The following is a 23965-nucleotide window of genomic DNA, read 5'->3' as shown; positions in this document are numbered from 1 at the left end:
GCCTTACCCCTCTTTCTTCTCATTCAGATCCAGGCTAATGTCCAGACTGTCAAAGGAATACGTCAATCTTCCGACGGAAATGACATCCACGCCAGTGTCGGCGATTCCGTAGATCGTCTGCAGCGATACGTTGCCCGAGGCCTCGACCGTCACATGCGGAGCTCTCGCCTTAATCCGGCGCACCGCTTCCTTCATTAGCTCGGGCGCCATATTATCCAGCATAATAATATCTGCTCCAGCCGACAAGGCCTCGTCCACCTGCTCTAAATTCTCCGTCTCAACCTCGATCGTCATCGTATGAGGAATTGCCGCGCGCGCACGCTGTACCGCTGTGGCTATTCCACCCGCACCCTTAATATGATTGTCCTTAATCATGACCGCGTCATACAACCCGAAGCGGTGATTGGAACCGCCACCTACACGAACTGCATATTTCTCGAGCATTCGATGCCCGGGCGTAGTCTTCCGCGTATCCACGAGCCGTACAGGCAGCCCTTGCAGCGCATCGACATACTGCCGCGTCCGCGTTGCAATTCCAGACAAACGCTGCAGCAAATTCAAGGCAAGCCGCTCTCCGGTCAGAATGCTGTGCGTGCTGCCCTCCACCTCGGCCAACACCGTTCCCTTGCTTACAGTATCGCCGTCCTGCACCAAGGGATTAAACGTAAGCGAAGGATCCACCATCTCAAAGACAAGAGAAGCAATCGGTATGCCCGCCGCAATCCCTGTCTGTTTAGCATGGATGATTCCCTTGGATTGATGCTCAGCAGGAATCGTTACAGCTGCTGTAATATCGCCTGAGCCGACGTCCTCTTTCAGCCATTGGCGAATGGATTCCATCAAGCCTTCATTATAACCGTTAAACATCATCGCCTATTTCCTCCAACATTCCTTTTTCCCGCTGCTGCAAAATATGCTTCCTCCACACCGCATCATCCCGCTGCGGATAATCTTCGCGATAGTGGCCGCCACGGCTTTCCTTCCGGGCTAGCGCAGATTCAGTCAGCAATAAGGCACATGTTAGCATATTAGCATATTCCCACTGCTCTCGGGTATGGAGAGCTGCATTGAATATTGGCAGCTGGCGGCGCAGTTCATTTAGCCCTTGATTTAGGCCCTCTTCACTGCGGCGTACACCGGCTTTTCGCACCATAAGCTTCTGTAGCTCCAGCCGCCGTTCTGCGATCGGCCATGCGACGGCATCCTCGCGAGCCTCTTGGCAATGTATGCCTTCGCCTGTTCTCTCCAGAGGAGACAGCTCCGAGATCCGTTCAACGATACGCCGCCCGAATACGATTGCTTCCGACAGCGAATTGCTCGCCAGCCGGTTTGCGCCATGAACTCCTGTCGAAGATACCTCGCCGCAGGCAAACAAGCGATGCACGCTCGTCTCTCCGTGAAGCCCGGTACGGACTCCTCCCATCATATAATGCGCAGCAGGCGCTACAGGAATCCAGTCGGCCGTCATATCAAGCCCGTACCCGAGACAAGTATCATATATTGTCGGAAAGCGGTGCTTGATGGTCTCAGGAGCCTCGTGTGTTATATCCAGAAAGACGAAGCTCGACTTCGTCTCCTCCATCTCGCTGACAATGGCTCGTGCTACGATATCACGCGGGGCAAGCTCCAGCAGCTCGTGGTATTTGTCCATGAACCGCTCTCCTTTCACATTGCGAAGCACTGCGCCTTCCCCCCGGACCGCCTCGGATATTAAAAACCGCGGTGCGCCGGGATAACATAACGAAGTCGGATGAAACTGAATGAACTCCAGATCCCGAAGAACGGCTCCAGCCCGGTAAGCGATAGCCACCCCGTCCCCGGTAGCCACATCAGGGTTCGTGGTATACCGGTACAACTGGCCCGCCCCGCCGGAACACAGGATTGTAGCCAGCCCTCGCAGGAACACTCGCTGTCCATCTGGACGCTGCACCAGCGCCCCAATGCACTCATTGCCCTCCGTAATCAGATCAATGACAAAATGCTCATTCCATATCTCTATATTAGAGTGGCCGGCTAACTGCTCGGATAACGCACGCACAATCTCATAGCCTGTGGCGTCGCCGTTGGCATGCAGAATGCGCCGGTGGCTATGGGCCCCCTCCCGTGTTAAAGCCAGCTCTCCGTTCTCTACATCAAAAGCCGTGCCAAGGGTGATTAACTCCTGCACACAGACAGGCCCCTCATTGACTAGAATATCCACCGATGACGAAGAACATAGCCCTGCCCCGGCCATCAGCGTATCCTGTCTGTGATACTCCGGCGAATCTTCTTCGGAAATGACTGCGGCAATGCCTCCTTGCGCATACCGGGTATTACTCTCCAGCAGTGCTTTCTTAGTAATGATGATAACGCGGTGACGCTCACTAGCTTTAATAGCGGTATACAGTCCGGCGATGCCTGACCCGATCACGATGACGTCCGTCTCCACGGCAGGCAGCTCACTTATATCAAAATCAACCAAATATCGTGGTATCATTACACAGGTCACCTATCTTGAACAAGAGAGTAGCGCATGCTACTTGACTTGTAACATGCGCTCTAGGGAAGTTCTGGCTTTGTCGGCTACGGCAGGCGGCACGTAAATTTGCGGCTGCATCGTCTCCAAGCATTTGACCAGTTTTTTCAAGTTGTTTACTTTCATATTTGGACAGACGAGGAACTTCGTGGCGAAATGGAATGTTTTGTCCGGACTATCCTTACGCAATTGATACCCGGTTCCATCTTCCGTGCCCACGATGAATTCCTTGCTGTTGGAATTTTTGCAGTATTCTAAAATAGCTGTCGTACTTCCGACAAAATCACCCATGGCAACTACTTCAGGACGACATTCCGGATGAACAACAAATTCCGCGTTAGGGTGCTTCGCCCTCATCTCTACTACGTCCTTCACGGTTAGCATGTCGTGCGTATTACAGTAGCCTTCCCAGATGATCATCTTCTTGTCGGTATGCTGTTGTACGTAGTGACCCAAGTTTTTATCCGGCACCCAGATGATTTCATCAGAGTCGATCGAATTGATCACCTTAACCGCATTAGATGACGTACAGCAAATATCCGTCTCAGCTTTAATCTCGGCGGAAGAGTTAATATAAGTGACGACCTTGGCGTTTGGATGCTGTGCCTTCAATTTGCGCAGGCCATCCACGTTGACCATATCCGCCATCGGACAGCCCGCCCGCTCGTCGGGAATCAGCACCGTCTTGTTTGGCGCCAAAATCTTTGCGCTCTCCCCCATGAAATGGACGCCGCAAAATACGATCGTATCTGCATCCGTCGAAGCAGCCTTCTGAGCCAGCAGGAAAGAGTCGCCCCGGAAATCGGCAACCTCCTGAATTTCATCTCGCTGATAGTAATGCGCTAAAATAATTGCATTACGTTCCTTCTTCAACTGCAGCAATCTCTCCCGCAGCTCGCGGTTCATTTCCGCTTTCCGCTCTAATGCCAGAGCTTCCACGATGATCCTCCCCCTTAATCCTTCTTCCGCCTTTTCTATCTATATAGCGGGATTTTGCATGCCTGCACTATTGGTCATAATCCATCATAACTCCCTGGCAGCTAAGAAGAACGTATAAATTTTCACGTTGCTTGCCATGTAGTTGCCGAGGATGTGAAATTCGGTACGTTCTTATTCACGAAAATACCGATAGGTTCACTCCATTGTCACATTACGTTGTTTAACAACTAATTTACACAAGGTCGGTATCCCTGTCAATCGACCTGAACCCTAATACATTAAATTTAAAGGATTATGGTCTGATTTTTTGGTTATTCTCGCCTGGCTGCCAAAAACCTTTCTTAGCAAATGCTCCTTCGCCAATCTCACTAGCAAACCATAGCTCCAACGCGCGCTGACTTGCGTCTCTCTGACAGCAGTTGCTAGTCGAAAGCAGCAAACTAAACTATTGTACCGAACCTGCAGGCTCCCCGGGATCAGAGCAAGACTAGATCAAAAACCGGGAGTTCGTTCGGAAAGCGAGACGTCAGGCCAAAGCCGATACCATACGGCCAAACTAAGATCAGATACGTCAAGCTTAACCGAGGCCATCGTGAGGGAAGACTCTAGACCAAGAAACCGAGAGCCAAAGCTGAAAACGAGTCATCAGCCACAAATCTAGAATTCTTAACGAATCTCACGATCGCTATTTATCTAGAATCAACCCCTTTTGATCTGTAACGAATCCAGGTAACGTTAATTCACCCTATGCTGCTCCCAATAGCAGCTTTACCGTTAAATAGCGTGGATGAGATTCGCTAGACTTAAACAATAAAGCAAATGTCTCCTTCAAATCGCCTTTCGTGGTTATAGAACTGTTCAATCGCTCTAGAACTTATTAATACACGTACGCACGGCAAAAAAGAGCAGCCCCTGGTAAACTATCCAAGGGCTGCTCTGATTCATTTTGCAATCGGCCGACTATACTGTCGGGTTATTGTTTCCATTGCTGCCGTTGCCTTTGTTTGGGTCATCCCCATCAGGACGGTCAGCATTCGGCAGATCGTTAACTGTTCCATCCGGCGTATCCACAACCGGATCGCTTGTAATATCATTCGCCGATCCATTAGGCACATCATTAGGAATGTCCCCGGTTGGGATGCCCGAGGCGCCTGAGGAACTGTCCTCTGGCTTGCCTTGGATACGAACGCGTACATCACCGATATTATCGACGATCGGTTCGCCCGATTCTCCCGAATTATCGCCGCCTTCGCCAGGCTCAAGCAATTTCCCATGCTCGATCAGTTGCTTGATTTGATCTAGCTCCAGTGTCTCCTTCTCGAGCAAAGTCTGCGCGATAAGATGCACTTCTTTGGAATGCTCGGTCAGAAGCTGCTTACACCGCTCATACATCTCTGTGATGAAACGATGCATTTCCTGATCGATTTCATAGGCGATTTGATCGCTATAGTTCTGTTCATGGCCGATATCGCGACCCAGGAATACCTGGCCTTGCGATGTGCCAAATTGCATCGGTCCAAGCTTCTCGCTCATACCGTATTCTACAATCATGCTGCGCACGATGCTTGTCGCTTGCTGGAAGTCACTGTATGCTCCAGTACCGATTTCGCCGATGAATAACTCCTCAGCCACACGGCCGCCCAGGAGGCCCGTTACCTTGTCAAGCAGCTCCTGCTTCGTGACAAGCATCCGGTCTTCCTTCGGAAGCATAATGACATATCCGCCCGCACGTCCGCGCGGAATAATAGTTACCTTATGCACCATGTCCGCATGCTCCAAGAAGTAGCCTACAATCGTATGGCCTGCTTCATGGTAAGCAACGATCCGCTTCTCACGATCGCTGATGACGCGGCTGCGCTTCTCCGTACCTACGATGACGCGGTCGATAGCTTCATCAACCTCTCTCATCGAAATATCCTTGCGATTGCGACGTGCCGCCAGGAGTGCCGCTTCATTGAGCAAGTTCTCGAGATCAGCACCCGTAAAGCCTGTCGTACGCTTCGCAATAATATCCAACCGGACATCATTCGTCAGCGGCTTGTTGCGGGCATGTACCTTAAGTACTGCCTCGCGGCCTTTTACATCTGGACGATCGACCGTAATTTGACGGTCAAAGCGTCCCGGACGCAGCAGCGCCGGGTCCAGAATATCCGGACGGTTCGTTGCCGCAATAATAATAATGCCTTCATTTGCTCCAAATCCATCCATCTCAACGAGCAACTGGTTGAGCGTCTGCTCCCGCTCGTCATGACCGCCGCCTAGGCCAGCGCCACGCTGACGGCCGACAGCATCAATCTCATCGATAAAAATAATGCAGCTAGCTGATTTCTTCGCATTCTCAAACAGGTCCCGTACCCGCGACGCACCGACACCAACGAACATTTCCACGAAGTCAGAACCGGAAATGCTGAAGAACGGAACGCCGGCTTCACCCGCAACCGCACGGGCAAGGAGTGTCTTACCGGTACCCGGAGGACCTACGAGCAGTACCCCCTTAGGAATACGTGCCCCAACAGCGGAGAATTTGCGTGGATCCTTCAGGAACTCGACAACCTCGACAAGCTCCTGCTTCTCCTCATCCGCCCCGGCAACATCCTCAAACGTCACCTTCTTCTTCTCCTCGTTGTAGAGACGCGCCCGGCTCTTGCCGAAGTTCATGACTTTGCCGCCGCCACCCTGCGCCTGGTTGAACAGGAAGAAGAACAGAATAAACATAATCGCAAGCGGCAGCAGTGAAGTCAGGAACGTCAGCCAGATGCTCTGCTCCTGCATCTTCTTCCAGTTCAGCTGAAAGCCGTTCTGCTCGCTTAAATCCACGATTTCCTTCAACACATTCGGGTCGTAAGGAATATAAGTCGTGAAGTTCGTCGTTTTGCTCTCTCCGACGGCTTGCTTATATTTACCGGTTACCAAGTAAGCGTAACCGTCAAATTTCCCTGTCATTTCCTGGACGTTATCGGCTTTCAATTGCTGACGCAATTGATCGTATCTAGGGGTGTCGGCCGTTTCATTTGTGCCGGTTAGGATTTGGACGATGCCCACCACGACTAAGAAAAGTATTAAATAAAAACCAGAATTCCGGATGAACCGATTCATCCCCTGCCTCCTCTCAAAACAACTTAAGTTATTTTACCATAGTCCCTTACTCATTATCAAAAAAGTCGCAGGCGATGTTCGGCCAAAGGCCAGATATGGGCTTTAGCTCTTGTACACTTCTGGCTTCAAAACTCCGATGTAAGGAAGGTTACGGTATTTCTCGGCATAATCAAGCCCATAACCGACAACGAATTCATCGGGAAGCACGAATCCTGACATGTCAGCCTCCAAGTCGACCGTGCGTCCAGCCGGTTTATCAAACAGAGTAACGATCTTGACGGAACTGACCTTCCGCCGCTCCAGAACATCCACCAGATAGCTGAGAGTCAGGCCGCTATCGATAATATCCTCTACGATCAGAACATCGCGTCCCTCCACAGAGGTATCCAAATCCTTGATGATCTTGACTTCGCCGGACGATTTCGTTGATGCTCCGTAGCTGGATACAGCCATGAAATCAAGCTCAAGCGGTACGGTAATTTCTTTAACGAGATCCGCCATAAAAATAAAAGCGCCCTTCAGAATGCAAATGACGAGCGGATTGCGTCCTGCATACTCTTCACTAAGACGCTGTCCTAGTTCTGCTACTTTATCCTGAATCTGTTCCCGGGTAATTAAAATTTCCTTAATGTCGTTCTGCAAAATAAGTAGACCTCCTACGTTATACTATGAATGTCTTAACCCGGCGATAACCCGATGCTAGTTACTCAGCATCCCGTACTACAGTCATCAACAAGACGGAGGACGTATGCTGTCCAACCGCAGCGATCGAAGACCTGCGAATGCCGGGAATCCATATAATCCGGCCCTGGCCATCGGTGACTATAGGTATGCGGGAACGAAGAGAGGGAGGTACTTTCTCATCGATGAAGATGTCCTTCACCTTTTTGGTGCCGTTTAGCCCCATGACTTTCATCGTATCCCCCGGCTGACGGGAACGCACTGTAAGCGGATAGACCAGCTCATCCGCATCAAACACAGCACTGTCTTTACCGTGCGTCATCTTACTCATAGCGTCTTGCCCGGCCGCGGTCTGCGTAAAAAACAGGTTGGTGCCTAAACCCTGAATCTCAACTTCCGCAGGAATGGAATCCACGCGGTATGTATAGCGAAGGTCGTCAATCCCCCCCGCTGCATTAGGTATAAACCTGATGGTGTCGTATTCACGAACACACTGCAGCCCACCCCCGAGATCAAGACTCCATGTCGTGGGAGCGCTCTGAATCGCCCCTTGACGAACACGTTCAATCTTGACAAAATCGCTTTCTTCCAAGCAGAAAGGCAGATAATTTAATATTAGTTTAATCAACCTCCGTTGTAAAGCGGCATGTAAGGTGCCAAACGGCTTGATTTGAAAGGCCAAGCCTTCACCGTCCGAGGTGACCAGCTCCTGATATGCCCGGTCGGTCAATTGCTGCAAATAATCATCTTCCTCGCCAAGCGTGTCTGCCAGACGATTCAGCGACTCAGCCAGTTGTCCATTATATTGCCCCAAAAATGGCAGCACATCCAAACGAATTGCATTTCGCACATATTTATTTTGCAGATTACTGCTATCTATGCGGTAAGGAATTTCTGCATCCTGACAAGCCTTCAGGATTTCCGCTTTATAAATCCGTAGCAAGGGTCGAATCAGATTCACATTCTTCTCTCGCCGCTTCAGCCTCATGCCTGCAAGCCCGGACGTGCCGCTTCCGCGCAAGATGCGCATCATCACCGTCTCTGCTTGATCATCCGCATGATGAGCCAAGGCAATAGAAGCCGCTCCGTATTTGCATGCTACCGCATGCAGAAATTCATATCTCTTCTCCCGTGCCGCCAGCTGCGCCCCTTTTCCAGATTCCTTCATATATGTAGGGATATCCAGATTCGCTAATTCAAATGGCATATCAAGCTGCCTGGCCAGGCTCTGCACGAACTCCGCTTCCTCACGAGACGCTTCTGGCCGGAACCCGTGATTGATATGCGCGCAGACGAGGTTCAGCCTCTGATCCGTCCGCGAGGCTATGGCATGCATAATATGAAGCAGCGTGACCGAATCGGGTCCTCCGGACACCGCGACAACGATACAATCTCCGGGAGACCACAACCCGTATTCCTCCCCGGTACGGCGAACTCGTTCCACCAAGGGGTACATGCTGTAATCGTCCAATTGTCTCCCACCTCACCAACTAATTCATCCAAGACTCTTGGATTAGAACCGGAAAGCCATGTATAACGCATAAACCAGCAGCGTTACAGATATTGCGAAAGCGCTAATGATCCAACGCGGCGTCGTTGGCTTCTTCACTGGTTCCGGCCGGGACGCCGTCACAAGTTCCTTCCATAATAAGCAGGCCTCCGCCGTATCGCGGAATTCCCCCTGAATCGCCTTCTGCAGCCACTCTCTATAGGGTGCCAGCGAAGGGGCTTTATACACGATATCAAGCAGATCGCCGGAGCTTCTCATTTGCGGCAGCTGCGTTGCGGCATGCTTCAATGGCTGCTCGGCAAGCAGGTGAATGCATACGACGGCAAAGCTGAACCAATCATAGGAAGGCTCTGCCGTCCGGCCTCCGGCATTCCAGAAGCCGCGATCATACCACTCCGTAAACTGCTTGACACTGCGGCCAATACTGCTGACACCGCCATAATCGATCAGCTCTACTTCCCCGTAAGTCCCCACGAGAACGTTCTCCGGCTTTAAATCGCCGAATACCCAGCCCGACTCATGAAGGCGGCGGAGCTGCCGCAGCAGATTCATTCCGGCGGCATCCATCCATCGGCTCCCGCGCCTCGCAAGAAAGGCCCGTAAAGGTTCCCCCTTTATATACCGCATCACATAGAAAGGGATCTCCTTGCCCTGGAAAGAATAATCGTCTACCTCGACCAAATAGCCAGAATTGTCCCGCCTAACGGGATGATGTCTTCGTCCTTGGCGCTGCAAAGCTTTTAACACATTAATTTCCGACTGAATATCTACGGTATCGAAACCCATTTTGAGCGCGTACAGCCTTGCGCTGTCCACCTGCTTCACCAGATACACGACCCCATTGGCTCCCTGGCCTAACAGCCGCTGGATAAGGTAACGTCCGCCTCTCCATCGGCCGGTAATCAGCGTGCCCTGCGGCAGATTCAGCTTAAACGACGTAGTCACCGAGCATTCCTTCTCCTTCATCGGATTCCTCCGGCCAAGCCACTTTTCCGTTTCTATCCAGTGTACCATACCGGAAGAATTCCATCACCTTCTTGATCGCAGGCCCGGTAGGCGTTGCGCCCCTCATTACCAATCGCTGAAAGATCGACCTGGCGCCGCCGAGATCCAATGTCCAATCCAGATCAAGCACAGCATCTTCGCCCCTTGGCCCCGGAAAGTGAAACACCGCCAGCTGGCTTTGTCCTTTCCTTGCTCCTAAACTGAGCATCATGTCGCGAATTGCCTCCTCGACGGCGGCAAGCTTGGGCTTCATGCTCGCACTGGCATCGATAAGCAGCGCAACCTGCAGGGGACTGCTTTCACTAAAATCATCGATGACATCGACGACTTGGGAACGTTGATCGGGAGGCAAATCTACAATGCTCCCATTTCCCAAAATTTGTCTCAACTCTCTATTAACCGCTTGCTGAACCGTCTGAACCACCGTCTTGCGCGTCAACATTTGCATCGTCTGGGCAAGACGCTCCGTTCCGGTGAGCTGGCTCATTCCGCCGCCGGCCTTGGCGATTTCCGCAATTTCCTGGCTGCCCAGCTCCCCGATTGTTCCATAGTCGATGATACCGACAACGTTGACCGTGATTCCCTCCTGCCGGGCCAGAGCCGCTGCTAGAACCGGGCTCTCGCCCACATTGGAGCATCCGTCCGTAATCAGCATAATCTGCCGCATTGCACAAGCCTCCTTCCAATCTCTCTTCTCTATCATTTCCAGAGAAATCGTGATTCAAACCAGAATACCGGCCGCTTCTCCGACAAATTGCAAAAAGGCATAGATACTGGGCTATCTCCCGTACCTATGCCTTTCGTTTCTATTTACATGCATTCATTTCGGAGGATTGAAATATCCTACCTTTACCGCGTGATCGATTAACTTCTTGAATAAGAAGCGATCCGGTGCGGCGCAAGTGATGCCGGCTGCCCTGATATATTCCAGCGTTTGCGGACAACTGAAGCGGTACACGGAGTTTTTAGCGCCGTCTCCCTCCAATTGAGCCATCGCCAGCTCCGTTCCCTTCTGATCCTTTGGCTGGCTGGAGTCCAGCAGCCATGCTTCATATTCGGGCCAATCCAGCAAAGAGATGTAGTAGCCGTAATCCCTAAACTGGTCGATCATATCTTCATATGAAATTTGCACGGGATTACATATATGGAACATTCGCCCCGCGGTTCGATCCTGCAGCAGGAGCGTGGCTATGGCCTCACCAGCGTAATCAATCGGCGTAATATCAACCTGCCAGCTTACGCGGGGCGCCTTGCCCAGCAGCAGCATCGCCTTAAGCATACGGTAGAATGCGTTGCTGTCCATGTTCGTCTGAAAGATTCCGCTCCTCGAATCGCAGGACAGATTCCCTACGCGATATACGGTAACGGGCACGCCGTCCTCTTCGCATGCTCTAACGGCCAGCTTCTCCGCCTCCAGCTTGCTGTTCGTGTATACATTGTCAATGCTGAGGGAGTAATCATATGTCTCGCTTGCCGTAAAAGAGTCCCACAGTCCGCTCATGGCCAAATCCTCCGGAATACCGATCGTAGAGATATAATGAAAACGAAAGTTGCCCTTTCCTTTCCCCAGCGATACCAGGCGTTCCGTACTGTCGACATTAACACGCCGAAAATATTCCGGTTCCCCAAAATGCCGCACTTCCGCACCGCAGTGCACCACCGAGTCAATCTGCTCCCGCAGGAGAGCGTATTCCCTGCCGTTTAGACCCAAGTTATCCTGCTGCAAATCGCCTGCTACAGCAATTACGCGTCCCTCCATTTTGCTTGCGCTATTATCCTCGAAATAGGCCGTCATGACATGCTGAAGTCGTTCATAAGGCTGACTTCCGCTAACAGGACGAATCAAGCAGTAGATCATGGCCTCACTCCGCTCCAGCAGCTCATGCAGAAGCCTGGAGCCGAGATATCCGGTAGCCCCCGTCAGCAGGATATGCTGCTGGCTGTACGAAGCCTCCGCAATACCCTTCCCGCCAAATTGCAGAGGATGCTCCGCCAAGTCGACAAGCTCAGTGCCTTCCACTCCGACCGATATGCCTGTGCCCTGGTCAACCGCAAGGGACGCTATTCGTTTAGCCAGCATCGCGATCGTCGGATTTGCAAAGAAATCGCCAATTCTCAGCCCGGGGTATTTCGGTTTTAACAGCACGAGGGCTTCCAGTATTTTCAGAGAATGCCCCCCCGCCTCGAAGAAGTCCTCGTGTATGCCGATCCGGATCCGGCCAAGCACCTTTTCCCAGGCAGCCGAAATCTCCAGCTGCAGCTTATTTTCTGGAGGGTTATAGTCCGTCTCTTCTTCATCTTGCATATCGTATTCAAAGAACGCCAGCTGCTTGCGGTCGATTTTACCGGTAGGCGACACAGGCATTGCATCGATCGGAACGAAGTGGCTCGGAACCATGTATGCTGGCAGCTTGCTCTTCAGAAACGACTGCAGCTCACTCCGGCTTAGCCCGCCTCCGTCCCGTGAGGTATAGAAGGCAACCAGCATTTTGGAGCCGTCCGCACCGTCCTTGGCGATGACCGCCACATCCCTGATGCCTTCATATTTCGCCAAATTATCCTCGATTTCTCCGATTTCTATCCGATATCCCCGAATTTTCACCTGAAGGTCTTTGCGCCCCATATACTCGATAACATCATTCTGCAGGCGAACCAGGTCGCCTGAGCGGTAGTATCTTTTGCCGGATTCCGGATGAACGGGGTCGAGGATAAACGCTTCATTCGTCTTGTCCTGCTGGTTCAAATAACCACGAGCCAATCCCACGGAACTGATCAGCAGCTCTCCCGCTACATTCTGAGGGCAAAGCTGGTTATGCTCATCCACGATTAATATTTCATAATTCGCAATAGGGCGGCCAATGCCTATCGTAGAAACGTAATCCGGCACTATATCCTCGAAAGGGTTAACGGTTGTGACTACGGTTGCTTCCGTTGGCCCGTAGGCGTTAACGATGAGCGGACGATGCTTCAGCTTCTTCTGGAATGCCCGTACGGCCGCTCCCGCAAGAGCCTCCCCGCCGATGACGAGGCTGCGGATAGACTTGTATTTATCGGCCTCTTCCTCATTGAAATAGGTGGATAACTGATTAAAGAAAACCGTAGGCAATATACCGAAACGCGTTGCTCCCGTGTATTCGATCGCCGCCGTGAATACTTCTACCGAATACCGCTCGTCCCCCGATAATAAATGCAGCCGAGCGCCCGCATGCAAAGCGCTGAAAATATCGTAGACCGAAGCATCGAAGCTAAAGGTTGAATACTGCAAAATAACGTCCCGTTCATGGAGCCCCAACTGCTCCACCGTAGCAGCAGCTAAGTTGATCACGCCGACATGCGGAATCAACACTCCCTTTGGTCTGCCCGTTGTGCCTGAAGTATAAATCACGTAGGCGATATCAGCTGCTCCAACCGCCACCCTTGCTGGCTTGGCCGGGTAATCGCTGAGATTGCCATCCAGGCAAAAGACCTGATATGCTGGCCGGCTCTGCTCCCGATCAGGCCACCTCTCTTGCTCTTCCAGCAGGGAGGCCACTCTAGATGCATACTGCTTCTTCGTCAGGACAATAGCCGAGCAGGTATCCTGAATAATATACGCGTTCCGGTCGTCGGGATGCTCGGGATCGAGCGGAACGTAGGCCCCGCCGGCTTTCAGTACACCGAGCATGCTGATGACTGCCTCCAGGCTCCGCTCCATAAAGATTGCCACGAAATTGCCGGGAACGAGCCCAGCGCTTAGCAGCATTTGCGCCACCCGGTCCGATTCTATATCCAGCTCCGCATAGCTTATTTCCTGCTGGCCGGACGACAGGGCGATCCGATCAGCGAACCGCTTCATAGACAAATCCAGCAGCTCCGGAATGCTGGCCGCCTCTGGCAGCGCCTTTGCGGTGTCATTCAGCCGGGCATACGCCTCGACGTCTTCCTCCGTCAACAAAGGAATCCTGCCGACTACGACATGTTCATCCGCCAGCACAGCATCGACGATTTGTTGAAATAGCGCGCCATATCTCCGAATCGTCGTTTCCTTAAATAAATTGCCCGGATAAGCAATATGAATCAGCGGTTGACCTTGTTCAACCCTCACATCCCAGTGAAGCAAACCCGGTCTGCTGCTTTCATTCCGGCCATAAACCGCCTCCAGCTCGGGAATGGGGCCAGTAATGCCCTCAATTTCCTCTAACGGCATACTGGCCGCCTCAGCCTGAACAAGCTTGTCCGTAATTTGCTTATATAGGTCGCAAAATTGGCTGTGGCTCTCGAGTAATATCCTTACTGGCAGCAGATGACCCCGGCTGCATCGCACGCCGAAGATCAACTCCTGCTCACCCGTCATTCTACGCAGAAACACGCAATAGCAGGCGATCATCCATGCCCGCAGCTCATCCGTGCCCCTTAGCACAGCGTTCAGCTGTTTCATATTTAAATCCAGTGCATAAGTCGTTTCGCGCAGCTCTCTGATCTGTCCGTGTTTAGGAAAGTCGGTGTACATATCCAAACCGGACAACGGAGGCTTCAGTTCATCCAGCCAATACTGTCTGCTCTGTTGCGTTACCAGTATGGTATTCATCGTATCTACTCCTTCAAGCGATCTCTCTATTTAACAACCAGTGAGCCTGGCCCGTATGCCTGGAACAACGCCGTGCTTATAATTTCAAACCGGCGACGAGCTCCTCCAGCTTATCGGATATCTGATTCAGTTGTTCAGCGGCATTGACTATTTTATTGGAGGAATTCCGCTGCTCCATCGCCCCCGTTTTGATCTCCTCGGACACGGCCGCATTACGCTCAGCCAGTTCAGCAAGCTGCTTGATGGCCGCCGTGATTTGTTCCGTCTCCGCCACCATTTCCTCAGTAGCCGCGGATACCTCCTGAATCTGACTGGTTACCGCATCGGTAGCCGATAGTATCGAGCCGAACAGCTCTCCCGTTTCTTGGACAATGCCGATGCCGACCGCAACATTATGCTCACCCTCGTTGATTGCCTGGACGGCCTGAAGGGTCTCTTGCTGAATATGCCGGACAAGCTCAGCAATCTGTTCCGCAGATTTCGCGGACTCCTCGGCCAGCTTCTTAACTTGGTTAGCAACCACGGCGAAGCCGCGGCCTTCTTCCCCTGCCCGGGCAGCCTCAATGCTGGCATTGAGAGAAAGGAGCTGCGTCTGCGTGGCAATCTGCGTCATGACCTGAACAATTTCCTCAATTTCGCCTGAGCGCTTATGCAGTTGCTCAATGGAATCGACCGAATTTTTGACCGATTTATGTATGGAGCCCATTTGCGTCATGACCATCTCTACTTTATCGCCGCCTTGCTCGGATTGCTCCTTCATCTGCATCGCAGCTTCCGATACAGCGGAGGTATTGCCGGCAATCACATTCGCTCCAGAGGCGATATCCTCCAGAGAAGTAGCGCTCTCCGTAATCGATTTGCTTTGGAGGGATACCTTCTCGGAGATTTCCTCGATATTATGCGTAATCGTGAGTGAACTCTCATGATTATCTTCCACGGTAGAGAACAGCACCTTGGATTGCTCTGCGGATTGGATCGACACATCCTTAATCGTCGCTACCAGACGGTTGATGTTGCTTACCGTGGAATTGAATTTAGCGTTGATCTGGCCAAGCTCGTCCTGACTCGTCTTCAGCTGGACGCTGAAGTCCCCTTGGCTCAGCTTGTCCAGCGCGGCCATCAAATCCTTCACCGGTGCAAAGGTTCTTCTCATCAGGACATATTGCAGAGTAAGGATAACCAGCAGGGTTGCTCCAAGAGCAATCGACGCGTATTTAAGCAAACTCTGCTGTCCCTGCATAATCAAGCTTGCATCGATGTCCATCCCCATGTAAGCAATGACATTTCCTTGTCCGTCCTGGAACGGATACAGCACCGTCAGCCATGTTCCATAATCGTCTTTATACGGCTTCGTATAAGTGATTGTCTTCGTTTGCATCATCTCGCGGACGCCCTGCACATGAAAATCAGGCTGTTCCAGCAAATCCCCCAAATGAAGGCCTTCCTCCGCAAACATATCGAGAATGAAACTAGGGAAAGCAATCATTAGCGTCTTATTGCCATCCACCAGTTCGGAGCCGAAAATATATCCTTGAGCGACATTCGGATGGGTGGCCGACAGTTCATCGAACAGGAGCGTCAGCTTCTCTTGAACAGGCGATTTTGGGTCTGTATTGCCCATGGCTTCGGCCGCCTCGTCGGCGGTTACCTTTTTGCTCCAGGCTTCCATAACTTTAAGGGAATCGTTTCTTAACTGGTCCGTCAGAACCCCGCCTTGAATGTAGAAACTGGAGGCGATTAATATGACTCCCGTCAATATGATGGATAGACTCGTCAGCAGCATATTTTTGGAAACAATGCTCAATTGGGTTAACTTTCTTAAAATTGGCAGCTTCATGGCAATTCTCCTTCTCCTTCTCTCTGGATAGATCGATTAGATGTCCTATTTCCTTGCTTTAAAGCAAAAAAAGTGAACTACAGCGTAAAAGCAACCATAGTTCACTCATTTACCGCAGACACCTGCATGAAAAGCTGCCCTCGCTGTCAAGGAGCATGAGAGCTCCTGCAGAGGGCCATTTCTGGCTTTTCTTATTGCAGCTGGCTGACATTTCTCCGATTGGAGAGTAAGTCCCTATAGCTTTGCGTCACTACCTTTCGATAGCTTTGCCGAAAAAATAAGAATATGAGATTAAGTCCTTTAGATGGAATATACCTAATAATAAGGTCGATATTACTATATAGTTCAAAACTTTTCCATCGAAAATAGCATTTTTTACGTATTTTTTACAAAACTAGTTCTTTAGACCCCTCCCTTTTCTCACAAAAAGTTCATATTTATACCATTCTCTGAAATGCATTCTCCTTTTCAGCTTACTGTCCGAGGCCGTTCTAACCGGCTAATTCCTGGAATATGCAGTGTTGACCACTGCGGGCGTAAATGCTCTATTTGGGCTACAACGACGGTCATATCGTCATGAATGACATTTTTCTGGTAACGAATGACGGACTCGAGCAAATGATCCGCCATTTCCTGCGGGTCCTCCGTCTTCATCTCCAAAATAAGCCGCTTCATCCATAGTTCCTTGTTAACCGCGTAACCCGGCGCGTCATAAATGCCGTCCGTCATCATAATAAGCGTATCTCCGGGATGAAGCTGGACCGTTACTAGGTCAATGTCGATCTCTTGAATAATCCCAATAGGTAAATTGCTTGCCGATACCGGAATTACCTCATTGCCCCGTTTGATAAAGCTAGGCGAAGAGCCAATTTTCATAAATGTCGTCTTGGCCGTATATTCATCGATCAGCGCCATATCCACTGTGGCATATACTTCGTCCGGGGAACGCAGCATAAGTATCGAATTCACGGACTTAATGGCAATGGTCTCATCCATGCCGGATTGCAGAAGCTGTTCCAAAATATTGAGAGCCGTGCTGCTCTCCTGCCTTGCCCTTTCCCCATTGCCCATGCCGTCGCTGATAGCCACCGCAAAGGTGCCATTGCCTAGCTCCATGGCGCTGAAGCTGTCCCCGGACAGCAGGTCACCGCCTTTGGCCGTTCCCGCTACGCCGGTGACGATTTCATATGTTTTCGCCGACCCGAACGTTACCGTCGCCAGTCCCTCCTTGGCCCTGTATTCCGTTTCTCCGGTCACTGCAATATGCTCGCCCAATATATCAGATAACAACGGAGCTATAATCTTGCGGCACTCGTCGAATCCACGGGTATAGGCATGCACAATTTCGATCTCCACATTCCCCTGGTCGAGATTGATGATATCAATGCTATAAATGGACAGCCCGAGCTTCTCCAAAGCCTCACGGATTTGCTCCTCCTGCCGGTACATCGCTTGTCCCTCCCGCTTAATCTCCTTGGCCAAGTCCTCCATCACTTGGGAGACGCCCGATAATTGCTCCGCTACGAGCTGCCGGCTGTCGTATATTTGCCGTTTCCACTGCATATCATGTTGATACAGATCGTATTCCCGCTTCATGAGCTCCAGTACTCGCTCCGTCTTGGAGCATAATTTGCTCCAGTTCGCCGGCAAGTCCCGTTTGCTTAGGTCCGGCTTCTCCTCCACGGCAGTCATCATTTCCGTCATAAACTTGTAAGTTTGATAGAATTTCCCGTCCCAGCAGGCATTTTTGCGAAAACAAGAGGCACAGGCTCCCTCGGTGACGGCGTTCATGAAATGGTCGAGCTCCTCGTTCCGCTTCGCCATGTCGCCCGAACCGGCTGCTTGTCCAAAGCTGCGTGACAGCTGCTTGAACACTTTCGAGAACTGCGTAACCCGTTCCGCTGTTATATCCCGCACCCGTTTGGCGTATTCATGCTGTGTTTTGGTATGATCCTGGGTGCCCGGCACATACCTTGCGATCATCTTGAAGACGCTGCCCGGCGTCAACAGAAATAGCAGCACGGCCGCACAGCTCTCCCAAGTCGAAGCAATAATATCCTTGGAGCCAGTCAAGTATACGGATAGTATGGAGGAGCCAAGCAGCATGCCAAAACCGACTGCCCACTTGCGCCCCTCCCGCAGCATGCCCGCCAGCATGCCGGAAAAAGCCAGCAGACTCATTTGGTACAGCGCTGCCATATTGGCCAGGCTTAGTATGAGCCCCGTGACGACCCCAACGGATGCTCCTAGCGAGGCTCCGCCTACCAATGCGAACAGCAGGATTAAATATCTGGATAGAATATGCTCTGCCGATAATCCGTAAATCTCCCATCCGACGAGTCCGGTCATGACCGAGGCCAGCATAATGACGAGACATAATATTTCTTCGTTGCGCAGCTGATAGCTTTTTTTACGGAAAGTGAACAGGGGAATCGCCTGCATAAATACCAGCGTCAGAACAAAGCTTAATACCGCATCCATAACGGTCATCGTTAAGGCATACCAGGTTAGCGTTGGACCAATTACGGCACCGAACAACCCCACGATAAAGGTTGAAGTGAACACCATCAAAGGCGCATAAGTCAGCTCCGCCCGCTCGAAGGCTTCCATCCCCCGAAAAACCAAGTAAAAAATCAGCAGCTCCGCAGCGATACTTATAACATGATCACCAGACCCGAACAGGGCTCCCGCAAGGATGGAAGAAGCAATGAGAATCGCGGCATCCCGGCGCAGGAATATCATTACAGCGAAAAAAGCGGCCGCAAACGGAGACAATTCGTCCAAAATCGCCGCCCTGCCGAGCAAAAAACCCATCGTCAGCATCAGCAGCAGCCAACGGTTTGCCGCAAAAAATTCGCCTGCTCTGTTCAGTCCGGGAATTTGTCTCCATTCCCTCCACCAAGGCTCCTTCACCTGCTCTTTCATCCTTCTCGTTCCCGGGAAAGCGATGACATTCCATCTTCCTCTCATCCTGGCACCACCCTTTCTAAGTTTTTAGGTATGTCCCATTATAGGGAGCCGTCCTCGGAAAGTTTGTCACATATCGGAGCGGATCAAAAGAAATTTCCGACAAATTGAGAGGGATTTATAAAGCGGCGCGAATGTAGGCCCATCCTAAACTTGCGGCTCTACAGGGGTTCCTATGTTCGCACTTAGGCAGCGAAACGGAGAGCCTATCATCTAGCGATTCCTCATGAGATAGCTGGAAAAGGGTAGTAACCTGTCGGTAAAAAAATGAAGACGACAAAAAAACTGCTCTTGCCCGCGAGGGAAAAGAACAGTTTAAAAATAAAAACCGCAGGCTATCCTTCTGCCTGCGGTATACATCATTCATTTTCAAGAAAACTACATACGCTTGGCTCCGCGGCCTCCGCGTTTGCCCTCGGTGTTCTTCTTTAACGAAGAAATGCGCTCTTCACTATCTTTGAGGAAGCGGGACATTTTATCTTCAAAAGAAGTTTTGCCGGCTGGGGGCTTGAATGAACGCCCTCCCCGTTCACGGTTAAATCCGCCGCCGGGACGATCTCCCTCTCTTCCGCCAGGACGATCCGGACGCGGTGCGCGAGGTGGTCTTTCTGCCTCTACCGGTTTGTCCACGGCCTGTTTAATAGAAAGGCCAATCTTACCGTCCTTGTCGACGTTAATAACCTTGACAGTTACAGCGTCGCCTATCTTCAGGTGATCGTTAACATCCTTGACGTAATTGTCGGCGATTTCTGAGATGTGAACGAGACCCGTGACACCTCCTGACAGATCCACAAATGCTCCGAAATGCGTGATGCCTGTCACTTTTCCTTCTAACTTGGTGCCCACTTCAATTGCCATAAAATAAAATGATCCTCCCTTAAAAATATACAGCCAGGCCTCGAAATCATGACTGTGGTGATTTGATTATACCGAATGACGGAAACAAGGTCAACAGACGTATGTCCTGCAAAAACTAGTCATTTTCCGGTGACGATTCGGAGACCCGAACCGGGATTTCACCGGGTTTATAAAGCCCGTATTTCTTCATAGCGATTTGTCCAATATATTCGGGGTCTTGGAGACGACTGATTTCGTACTTCAATTGCTCCAAGCTCTGCGTGGCGGCGTTCATCGAAGCTTGGCGTTCCTCCAGCTGCTGGGATTTGGCATTGATTTCGCTCGACTGGGAAAAAAATGTATACGCTGCCCAGCCCAGAAAAATAATCATAAACCCCATCCAAATCCGGAGTCGCCGTCGTGCCCCAGCCATTTGATGGGCAGCCTGACCCTTGGTCTGATTCTTGGAATTTGTGGACATAGCTGTTCTGCGCATAGGGCACCTCCCTCTAATCTTCTTTTTTGCCGAACCAGCGCTTCCATATCGATGTTATACGATCGCGAACCGATACCGCCAACTCTATGATTCGGAGCTTCCTGATCAGCGGCCTTAGGGCCCAGACGAGCAGCTTCCAAATCGGCAGCAGTGTGATCCGCCCCATAAACAGCAATATGACCCAAACAAAGCCTAATAACAGCTTGATTCCCTTCAATAACCATATTATCGGTGCAATAATGAAAATACTGAATATCCGTACCGATATGAGGTAAATCTTTTTAACTATCCTCATTAACATTACCACAAAACGCGCCGTTATAACACTTAAGAACAAAAAATAAATCCAAACGCCTATAAACAATCCCAAAAAGACATAGAAACGCAGTTCACCCTGATTACTGTGATACAGCATGCGGAATACGAAAAGCGAGGCTGCGACCCAATACAACAGATCCAGGGCATGTACACTCCACCGGGGAAAGCGGAGTTGCCCCGAAACGACACGGTAGCTGTCAAAGGCGATGCCCAATATCCCCCCGGATACAGCCATCCATAAGAGCGTCGCCCATTGAACCTCCAAATTCATCGGAACAGCTTGCCGAGCAGCCCTTTGCCGCCGGAATGGGAGCCGGGATCAATGTAGGACAGGGAATTGACAAGACCCTCGATGCTGACGAGTCCCTGCTCCAAATTCAAATTTTTGATATGTAAATTCTGGCCGCGAATGGTTAAATGGCCCAGCTCCGTCTGAAGCAAAAACTCCTCGCTATCGAAGCTCTCTACATTTAGCACGCCTGTAATTTCAAGCAGCTTGCGCTGGAATAGTCGAACTTCCTGATGCTTTCCCTTATTGAGATCCACCATGGCATGTACCCCTCCTTCTAAAAATAGCTTATGGAAAGAGGGATCGGTTTAGAACTGCTAAAAAACGAAAACGGCGCCATGACGGCGCCGTTATTTGTTCGTTATCATCCTAATCGTTCATAGAAAGGTGTCCTTTGGAATCGGCTCTTCCTTCACCAGCGTATACAGCGTGGAGGCCTCCTCCTTACGCGTTGTCTCCGCCAGTCGTTCGACTCGTACGGTTACCAGCTTCTGGCCGAACTGAATCGTGATTTCATCCCCGACCTTCACGGCGGTACTCGGCTTGGACTCGCGTCCATTGATGAGAACCCTCCCCTGATCGGAGACGTCCTTAGCCACCGTACGCCGCTTGATCAACCGCGACACTTTCAGGAACTTATCAAGACGCATTATTTTACAGCTTCTTTAAGTTTGTTGCCCGCTTTGAAAGCTGGAACGTTGGATGCGGGAATTTCGATTGTTTTGCCCGTTTGCGGGTTGCGGCCCGTGCGGCCGGAACGTTTACGAGTCTCGAACGTGCCAAAGCCGATCAGTTGAACTTTGTCTCCGCTTGCGAGAGCGTCGGTGATTTCGCCAAGAAAACCATTCAATACAGACTCAACGTCTTTTTTAGTCAAGCCGCTTTTGCTGGAAATGTTGTTGATCAGATCTGTTTTGTTCATCAATAATGCCTCCCAATAATTAAAGAAATGATGAAATACGGCAGCACAATGGAGTGAGATCTCCGATATAAGTCGCCATACCTTTGTAAGAGTATTCTTGCTTAATTCTAAAAATCCTGCCCGATATCGATAATTTTTTTATTTTTTTCCCAAAAAGCACCGCTATTTAGACAAATTGGCCATTTTACAGCTGGCGTTCGAGCTCTTTGGCTTCATCCCAATACCTGTCCATCTCCGCAAGGGAGCTCGTGGCCGGCGTCTTGCCCGCTTCTTTCAGTCTTTGCTCGACATGCCGAAAGCGGCGGACGAATTTACGGATTGTCAAGGACAGTGCCTCTTCCGGATCAACCCCGATGAATCGGGCGGCATTGACGACAGAGAATAGCACGTCGCCCAGTTCAAGCACCTGTGCTTCGGCATCCTCGCCCTGCCCAACCGATGCTTTAAGTTCGGCAAGCTCCTCCTCGATCTTGTCCCAAACTCCGGAGATGTCCTCCCAATCGAATCCGGCTTTTGCAGCCTTCTTCTGAATTTTATAAGCCTTCATCAATGCTGGCAAGTCGCGAGGGACGCCGCTAAGCGCGGATTGCTCCTCCGGCTCGATTCCCTTGCTGCGCTTCTCCTCCGCCTTCATAGCTTCCCAATTGCTGAGCGCTGCCTCCGCATCCTCGGCATTCAGCTCGCCGAAGACGTGCGGGTGACGGTAGATCAGCTTCTCATTCAAAGCCTGAATTACATCATAGGCAGTAAAGAGTCCTGTCTCTTCCTCCATTTGCGAGTGCAGCATCACTTGCAGGAGTAAATCCCCAAGCTCCTCCCGCATATGATCGGGGTCATCGTCATCAATCGTCTCCAGCACCTCGTACGTTTCCTCGATCAGATTCTTGCGGATGGAGCGATGGGTCTGCTCCCTGTCCCACGGACAGCCTTCCGGGCTCCGCAGAATCGCGACGATTTCATGCAGCCGCTCAAAGCTTCTGTTGCGCAGCTGCTCGTCTCTGCTTGCCGGAATGTAGATTAGCGATAAATTGCCGTACCCGGTCACATGATCGAGCTCATGCAGCGGAACACGCAGGATCTGCTCCTGGCCTTCCACACCGAGGACATGACAGGCGACCACTTCATGGTCATCGGGGTACATCTCCATCAGGCCAAGTTTAACATCGGATGCTGTAAAGGTATCATATACCTGGCCAATCAATGTATGCATGCGCGGATCAAGCTTCACTGCACCTACATCCGATGCGTCGAGCAGCGCAAAACCCTCGATCGGGTCAAAGCCTAACCGGACGAAAGCCTGATCCAGAAAGCTCTCTCCGCCCCGTACCTCTAGCTGAATGCCTTCCTCTGGACAGCGTCGCCGCAAAATTTGCACGGTCGCTTCGGCCACCATCGGGTGGCCCGGAACCGCATATAGAATGACCCCGCTGTTATCAGCGCTCTGAGCCCTGGCCACCAGCCTATCCGCGATCTCCTCGTAGACGGACGGAAAATCCTCGTGCTCCTCGTAAACCGAGTCAAAGGATTCGAACCGGATGTCCTCTTCCGATTCAAGCCAGGCTACGACGGGATGATCTGTCGTGCGGACGTAGCGCTCCGTCGCTGACTTCAACTGTTTTATGATTCCTAGCGTCAATTGATCCGGATCCCCCGATCCGAGGCCAACCACTATGATCGCTCTGCTCATATCGCTATCGTCACACTCCTGTTCTAGCATCATGTCCTATACTATAACGCGATTTACGGGGATGGAGCAAGCGGTCCGGCGGCTAGACGCGCAGCGGTACCGTGATCACGGCGGCGCCATGGCAACGCTGAACTCCGTGGCGGTCACCCTAGAAGCTAGGGTGTAGAGCCGAGGAGAAATAGCGGATGCCAAGTAGGCCTGGACGGTGAGCTGGTGCAGGCGCGAATGGCCTATGGCCCGCCTAGCGGCACAGGCGCGGGCTGCCAGCGCGGGCGGTGCTGCGGCGAACTAGTGCTGCG

The 23965-nt window shown here is 51.3% G+C and carries 19 protein-coding genes and 1 riboswitch; of the genes, 1 reads left to right on the top strand and 18 read right to left on the bottom strand.

The features are described from left to right. Window positions 1–3 precede the first annotated feature (3 nt). The 18 genes from nadC to mazG form a co-directional block, all read right to left on the bottom strand. Window positions 4–870 (bottom strand): carboxylating nicotinate-nucleotide diphosphorylase, encoded by an 867-nt coding sequence (gene nadC / locus MKX50_RS00320; RefSeq protein WP_213595385.1) that lies wholly within the window; start codon window positions 868–870, stop codon window positions 4–6. Next, window positions 860–2476 carry an L-aspartate oxidase gene (gene nadB / locus MKX50_RS00315; protein ID WP_339158104.1) on the bottom strand — a complete coding sequence of 539 codons (1617 nt, stop codon included), beginning with the start codon at window positions 2474–2476 and terminating at the stop codon, window positions 860–862. The genes nadC and nadB overlap by 11 nt, the downstream gene beginning before the upstream one ends. 39 nt (window positions 2477–2515) lie before the next feature. After that, window positions 2516–3454, bottom strand: a complete 939-nt coding sequence (gene nadA, locus MKX50_RS00310; protein WP_213595381.1) for a quinolinate synthase NadA — start codon at window positions 3452–3454, stop codon at window positions 2516–2518. A gap of 960 nt (window positions 3455–4414) precedes the next feature. Beyond that, window positions 4415–6550, bottom strand: coding sequence for an ATP-dependent zinc metalloprotease FtsH (ftsH, locus tag MKX50_RS00305; RefSeq protein ID WP_339158103.1), 2136 nt, complete (start codon window positions 6548–6550; stop codon window positions 4415–4417). 102 nt (window positions 6551–6652) lie between these two features. Continuing rightward, complete coding sequence (hpt, locus tag MKX50_RS00300; protein ID WP_213595377.1) at window positions 6653–7192, bottom strand: hypoxanthine phosphoribosyltransferase; 540 nt, start codon at window positions 7190–7192, stop codon at window positions 6653–6655. 61 nt (window positions 7193–7253) lie between these two features. Then, window positions 7254–8687: a tRNA lysidine(34) synthetase TilS gene (gene tilS / locus MKX50_RS00295; protein ID WP_339159948.1), complete on the bottom strand. Its 1434-nt coding sequence runs from the start codon at window positions 8685–8687 to the stop codon at window positions 7254–7256. 57 nt (window positions 8688–8744) lie between these two features. Beyond that, on the bottom strand, window positions 8745–9707 hold the full coding sequence (locus MKX50_RS00290) for a serine/threonine protein kinase (RefSeq protein ID WP_213595375.1): 963 nt from the start codon (window positions 9705–9707) through the stop codon (window positions 8745–8747). Further along, window positions 9670–10413, bottom strand: coding sequence for a hypothetical protein (locus MKX50_RS00285; RefSeq protein WP_213595373.1), 744 nt, complete (start codon window positions 10411–10413; stop codon window positions 9670–9672). Before MKX50_RS00285 ends, MKX50_RS00290 begins: the two co-directional genes overlap by 38 nt. A 153-nt stretch (window positions 10414–10566) precedes the next feature. Next, entirely contained in the window at window positions 10567–14313 is a 3747-nt protein-coding gene (locus MKX50_RS00280; RefSeq protein ID WP_339158102.1) for an amino acid adenylation domain-containing protein, read from the bottom strand. Between the two features lie 76 nt (window positions 14314–14389). Continuing rightward, window positions 14390–16150, bottom strand: coding sequence for a methyl-accepting chemotaxis protein (locus tag MKX50_RS00275; RefSeq protein ID WP_213595369.1), 1761 nt, complete (start codon window positions 16148–16150; stop codon window positions 14390–14392). A gap of 192 nt (window positions 16151–16342) precedes the next feature. Beyond that, a riboswitch (cyclic di-GMP riboswitch) is annotated at window positions 16343–16431 on the bottom strand. A 187-nt stretch (window positions 16432–16618) separates the two neighbouring features. Next, a complete protein-coding gene (gene spoIIE, locus MKX50_RS00270) occupies window positions 16619–19120 on the bottom strand; it encodes a stage II sporulation protein E (RefSeq protein ID WP_339158101.1) in 2502 nt (833 codons plus the stop codon). A 375-nt stretch (window positions 19121–19495) separates the two neighbouring features. After that, window positions 19496–19975 (bottom strand): S1 domain-containing RNA-binding protein, encoded by a 480-nt coding sequence (locus MKX50_RS00265; protein WP_155613550.1) that lies wholly within the window; start codon window positions 19973–19975, stop codon window positions 19496–19498. A 115-nt stretch (window positions 19976–20090) separates the two neighbouring features. Then, window positions 20091–20450 carry a septum formation initiator family protein gene (locus MKX50_RS00260; protein WP_339158100.1) on the bottom strand — a complete coding sequence of 120 codons (360 nt, stop codon included), beginning with the start codon at window positions 20448–20450 and terminating at the stop codon, window positions 20091–20093. 13 nt (window positions 20451–20463) lie between these two features. Next, window positions 20464–21039 carry a spore cortex biosynthesis protein YabQ gene (gene yabQ, locus MKX50_RS00255; protein ID WP_339158099.1) on the bottom strand — a complete coding sequence of 192 codons (576 nt, stop codon included), beginning with the start codon at window positions 21037–21039 and terminating at the stop codon, window positions 20464–20466. Then, complete coding sequence (gene yabP / locus MKX50_RS00250; RefSeq protein ID WP_155613553.1) at window positions 21036–21317, bottom strand: sporulation protein YabP; 282 nt, start codon at window positions 21315–21317, stop codon at window positions 21036–21038. Before yabP ends, yabQ begins: the two co-directional genes overlap by 4 nt. A 117-nt stretch (window positions 21318–21434) precedes the next feature. Next, the gene (locus MKX50_RS00245; protein ID WP_213595361.1) at window positions 21435–21707 is read right to left on the bottom strand and encodes an RNA-binding S4 domain-containing protein; all 273 of its coding nucleotides are present in this window, start codon (window positions 21705–21707) and stop codon (window positions 21435–21437) included. After that, window positions 21707–21979 carry an HU family DNA-binding protein gene (locus MKX50_RS00240; protein WP_155613555.1) on the bottom strand — a complete coding sequence of 91 codons (273 nt, stop codon included), beginning with the start codon at window positions 21977–21979 and terminating at the stop codon, window positions 21707–21709. The genes MKX50_RS00245 and MKX50_RS00240 overlap by 1 nt, the downstream gene beginning before the upstream one ends. A gap of 184 nt (window positions 21980–22163) precedes the next feature. Further along, the gene (mazG, locus tag MKX50_RS00235) at window positions 22164–23666 is read right to left on the bottom strand and encodes a nucleoside triphosphate pyrophosphohydrolase (RefSeq protein WP_339158098.1); all 1503 of its coding nucleotides are present in this window, start codon (window positions 23664–23666) and stop codon (window positions 22164–22166) included. A 31-nt stretch (window positions 23667–23697) separates the two neighbouring features. Between mazG and MKX50_RS00230 the strand changes: the two genes are divergently transcribed. Continuing rightward, window positions 23698–23832, top strand: a complete 135-nt coding sequence (locus tag MKX50_RS00230) for a hypothetical protein (RefSeq protein ID WP_339158097.1) — start codon at window positions 23698–23700, stop codon at window positions 23830–23832. The last annotated feature ends 133 nt before the right edge of the window (window positions 23833–23965 follow it).

The organism is Paenibacillus sp. FSL W8-0186 (assembly GCF_037969765.1).
GTDB lineage: Bacteria > Bacillota > Bacilli > Paenibacillales > Paenibacillaceae > Fontibacillus > Fontibacillus woosongensis.
Note: the sequence above shows the minus strand (reverse complement) of the source record. Positions and strands in the feature narration are given on the sequence as shown.

Bases quoted from the DNA above. Each gene is read 5' to 3' on its own strand.
- MKX50_RS00240 (WP_155613555.1), bottom strand. From the start codon at position 21,979: ATGAACAAAACAGATCTGATCAACAACATTTCCAGCAAAAGCGGCTTG.
- spoIIE (WP_339158101.1), bottom strand. From the start codon at position 19,120: ATGAGAGGAAGATGGAATGTCATCGCTTTCCCGGGAACGAGAAGGATG.
- MKX50_RS00265 (WP_155613550.1), bottom strand. From the start codon at position 19,975: ATGGCAATTGAAGTGGGCACCAAGTTAGAAGGAAAAGTGACAGGCATC.
- MKX50_RS00230 (WP_339158097.1), top strand. From the start codon at position 23,698: ATGTCCTATACTATAACGCGATTTACGGGGATGGAGCAAGCGGTCCGG.
- mazG (WP_339158098.1), bottom strand. From the start codon at position 23,666: ATGAGCAGAGCGATCATAGTGGTTGGCCTCGGATCGGGGGATCCGGAT.
- nadB (WP_339158104.1), bottom strand. From the start codon at position 2,476: ATGATACCACGATATTTGGTTGATTTTGATATAAGTGAGCTGCCTGCC.
- MKX50_RS00280 (WP_339158102.1), bottom strand. From the start codon at position 14,313: ATGAATACCATACTGGTAACGCAACAGAGCAGACAGTATTGGCTGGAT.
- MKX50_RS00275 (WP_213595369.1), bottom strand. From the start codon at position 16,150: ATGAAGCTGCCAATTTTAAGAAAGTTAACCCAATTGAGCATTGTTTCC.
- MKX50_RS00290 (WP_213595375.1), bottom strand. From the start codon at position 9,707: ATGAAGGAGAAGGAATGCTCGGTGACTACGTCGTTTAAGCTGAATCTG.
- MKX50_RS00245 (WP_213595361.1), bottom strand. From the start codon at position 21,707: ATGCGTCTTGATAAGTTCCTGAAAGTGTCGCGGTTGATCAAGCGGCGT.
- MKX50_RS00285 (WP_213595373.1), bottom strand. From the start codon at position 10,413: ATGCGGCAGATTATGCTGATTACGGACGGATGCTCCAATGTGGGCGAG.
- MKX50_RS00260 (WP_339158100.1), bottom strand. From the start codon at position 20,450: ATGCGCAGAACAGCTATGTCCACAAATTCCAAGAATCAGACCAAGGGT.
- tilS (WP_339159948.1), bottom strand. From the start codon at position 8,687: ATGTACCCCTTGGTGGAACGAGTTCGCCGTACCGGGGAGGAATACGGG.
- nadC (WP_213595385.1), bottom strand. From the start codon at position 870: ATGATGTTTAACGGTTATAATGAAGGCTTGATGGAATCCATTCGCCAA.
- ftsH (WP_339158103.1), bottom strand. From the start codon at position 6,550: ATGAATCGGTTCATCCGGAATTCTGGTTTTTATTTAATACTTTTCTTA.
- yabP (WP_155613553.1), bottom strand. From the start codon at position 21,317: ATGGTGGATCTCAATAAGGGAAAGCATCAGGAAGTTCGACTATTCCAG.
- yabQ (WP_339158099.1), bottom strand. From the start codon at position 21,039: ATGAATTTGGAGGTTCAATGGGCGACGCTCTTATGGATGGCTGTATCC.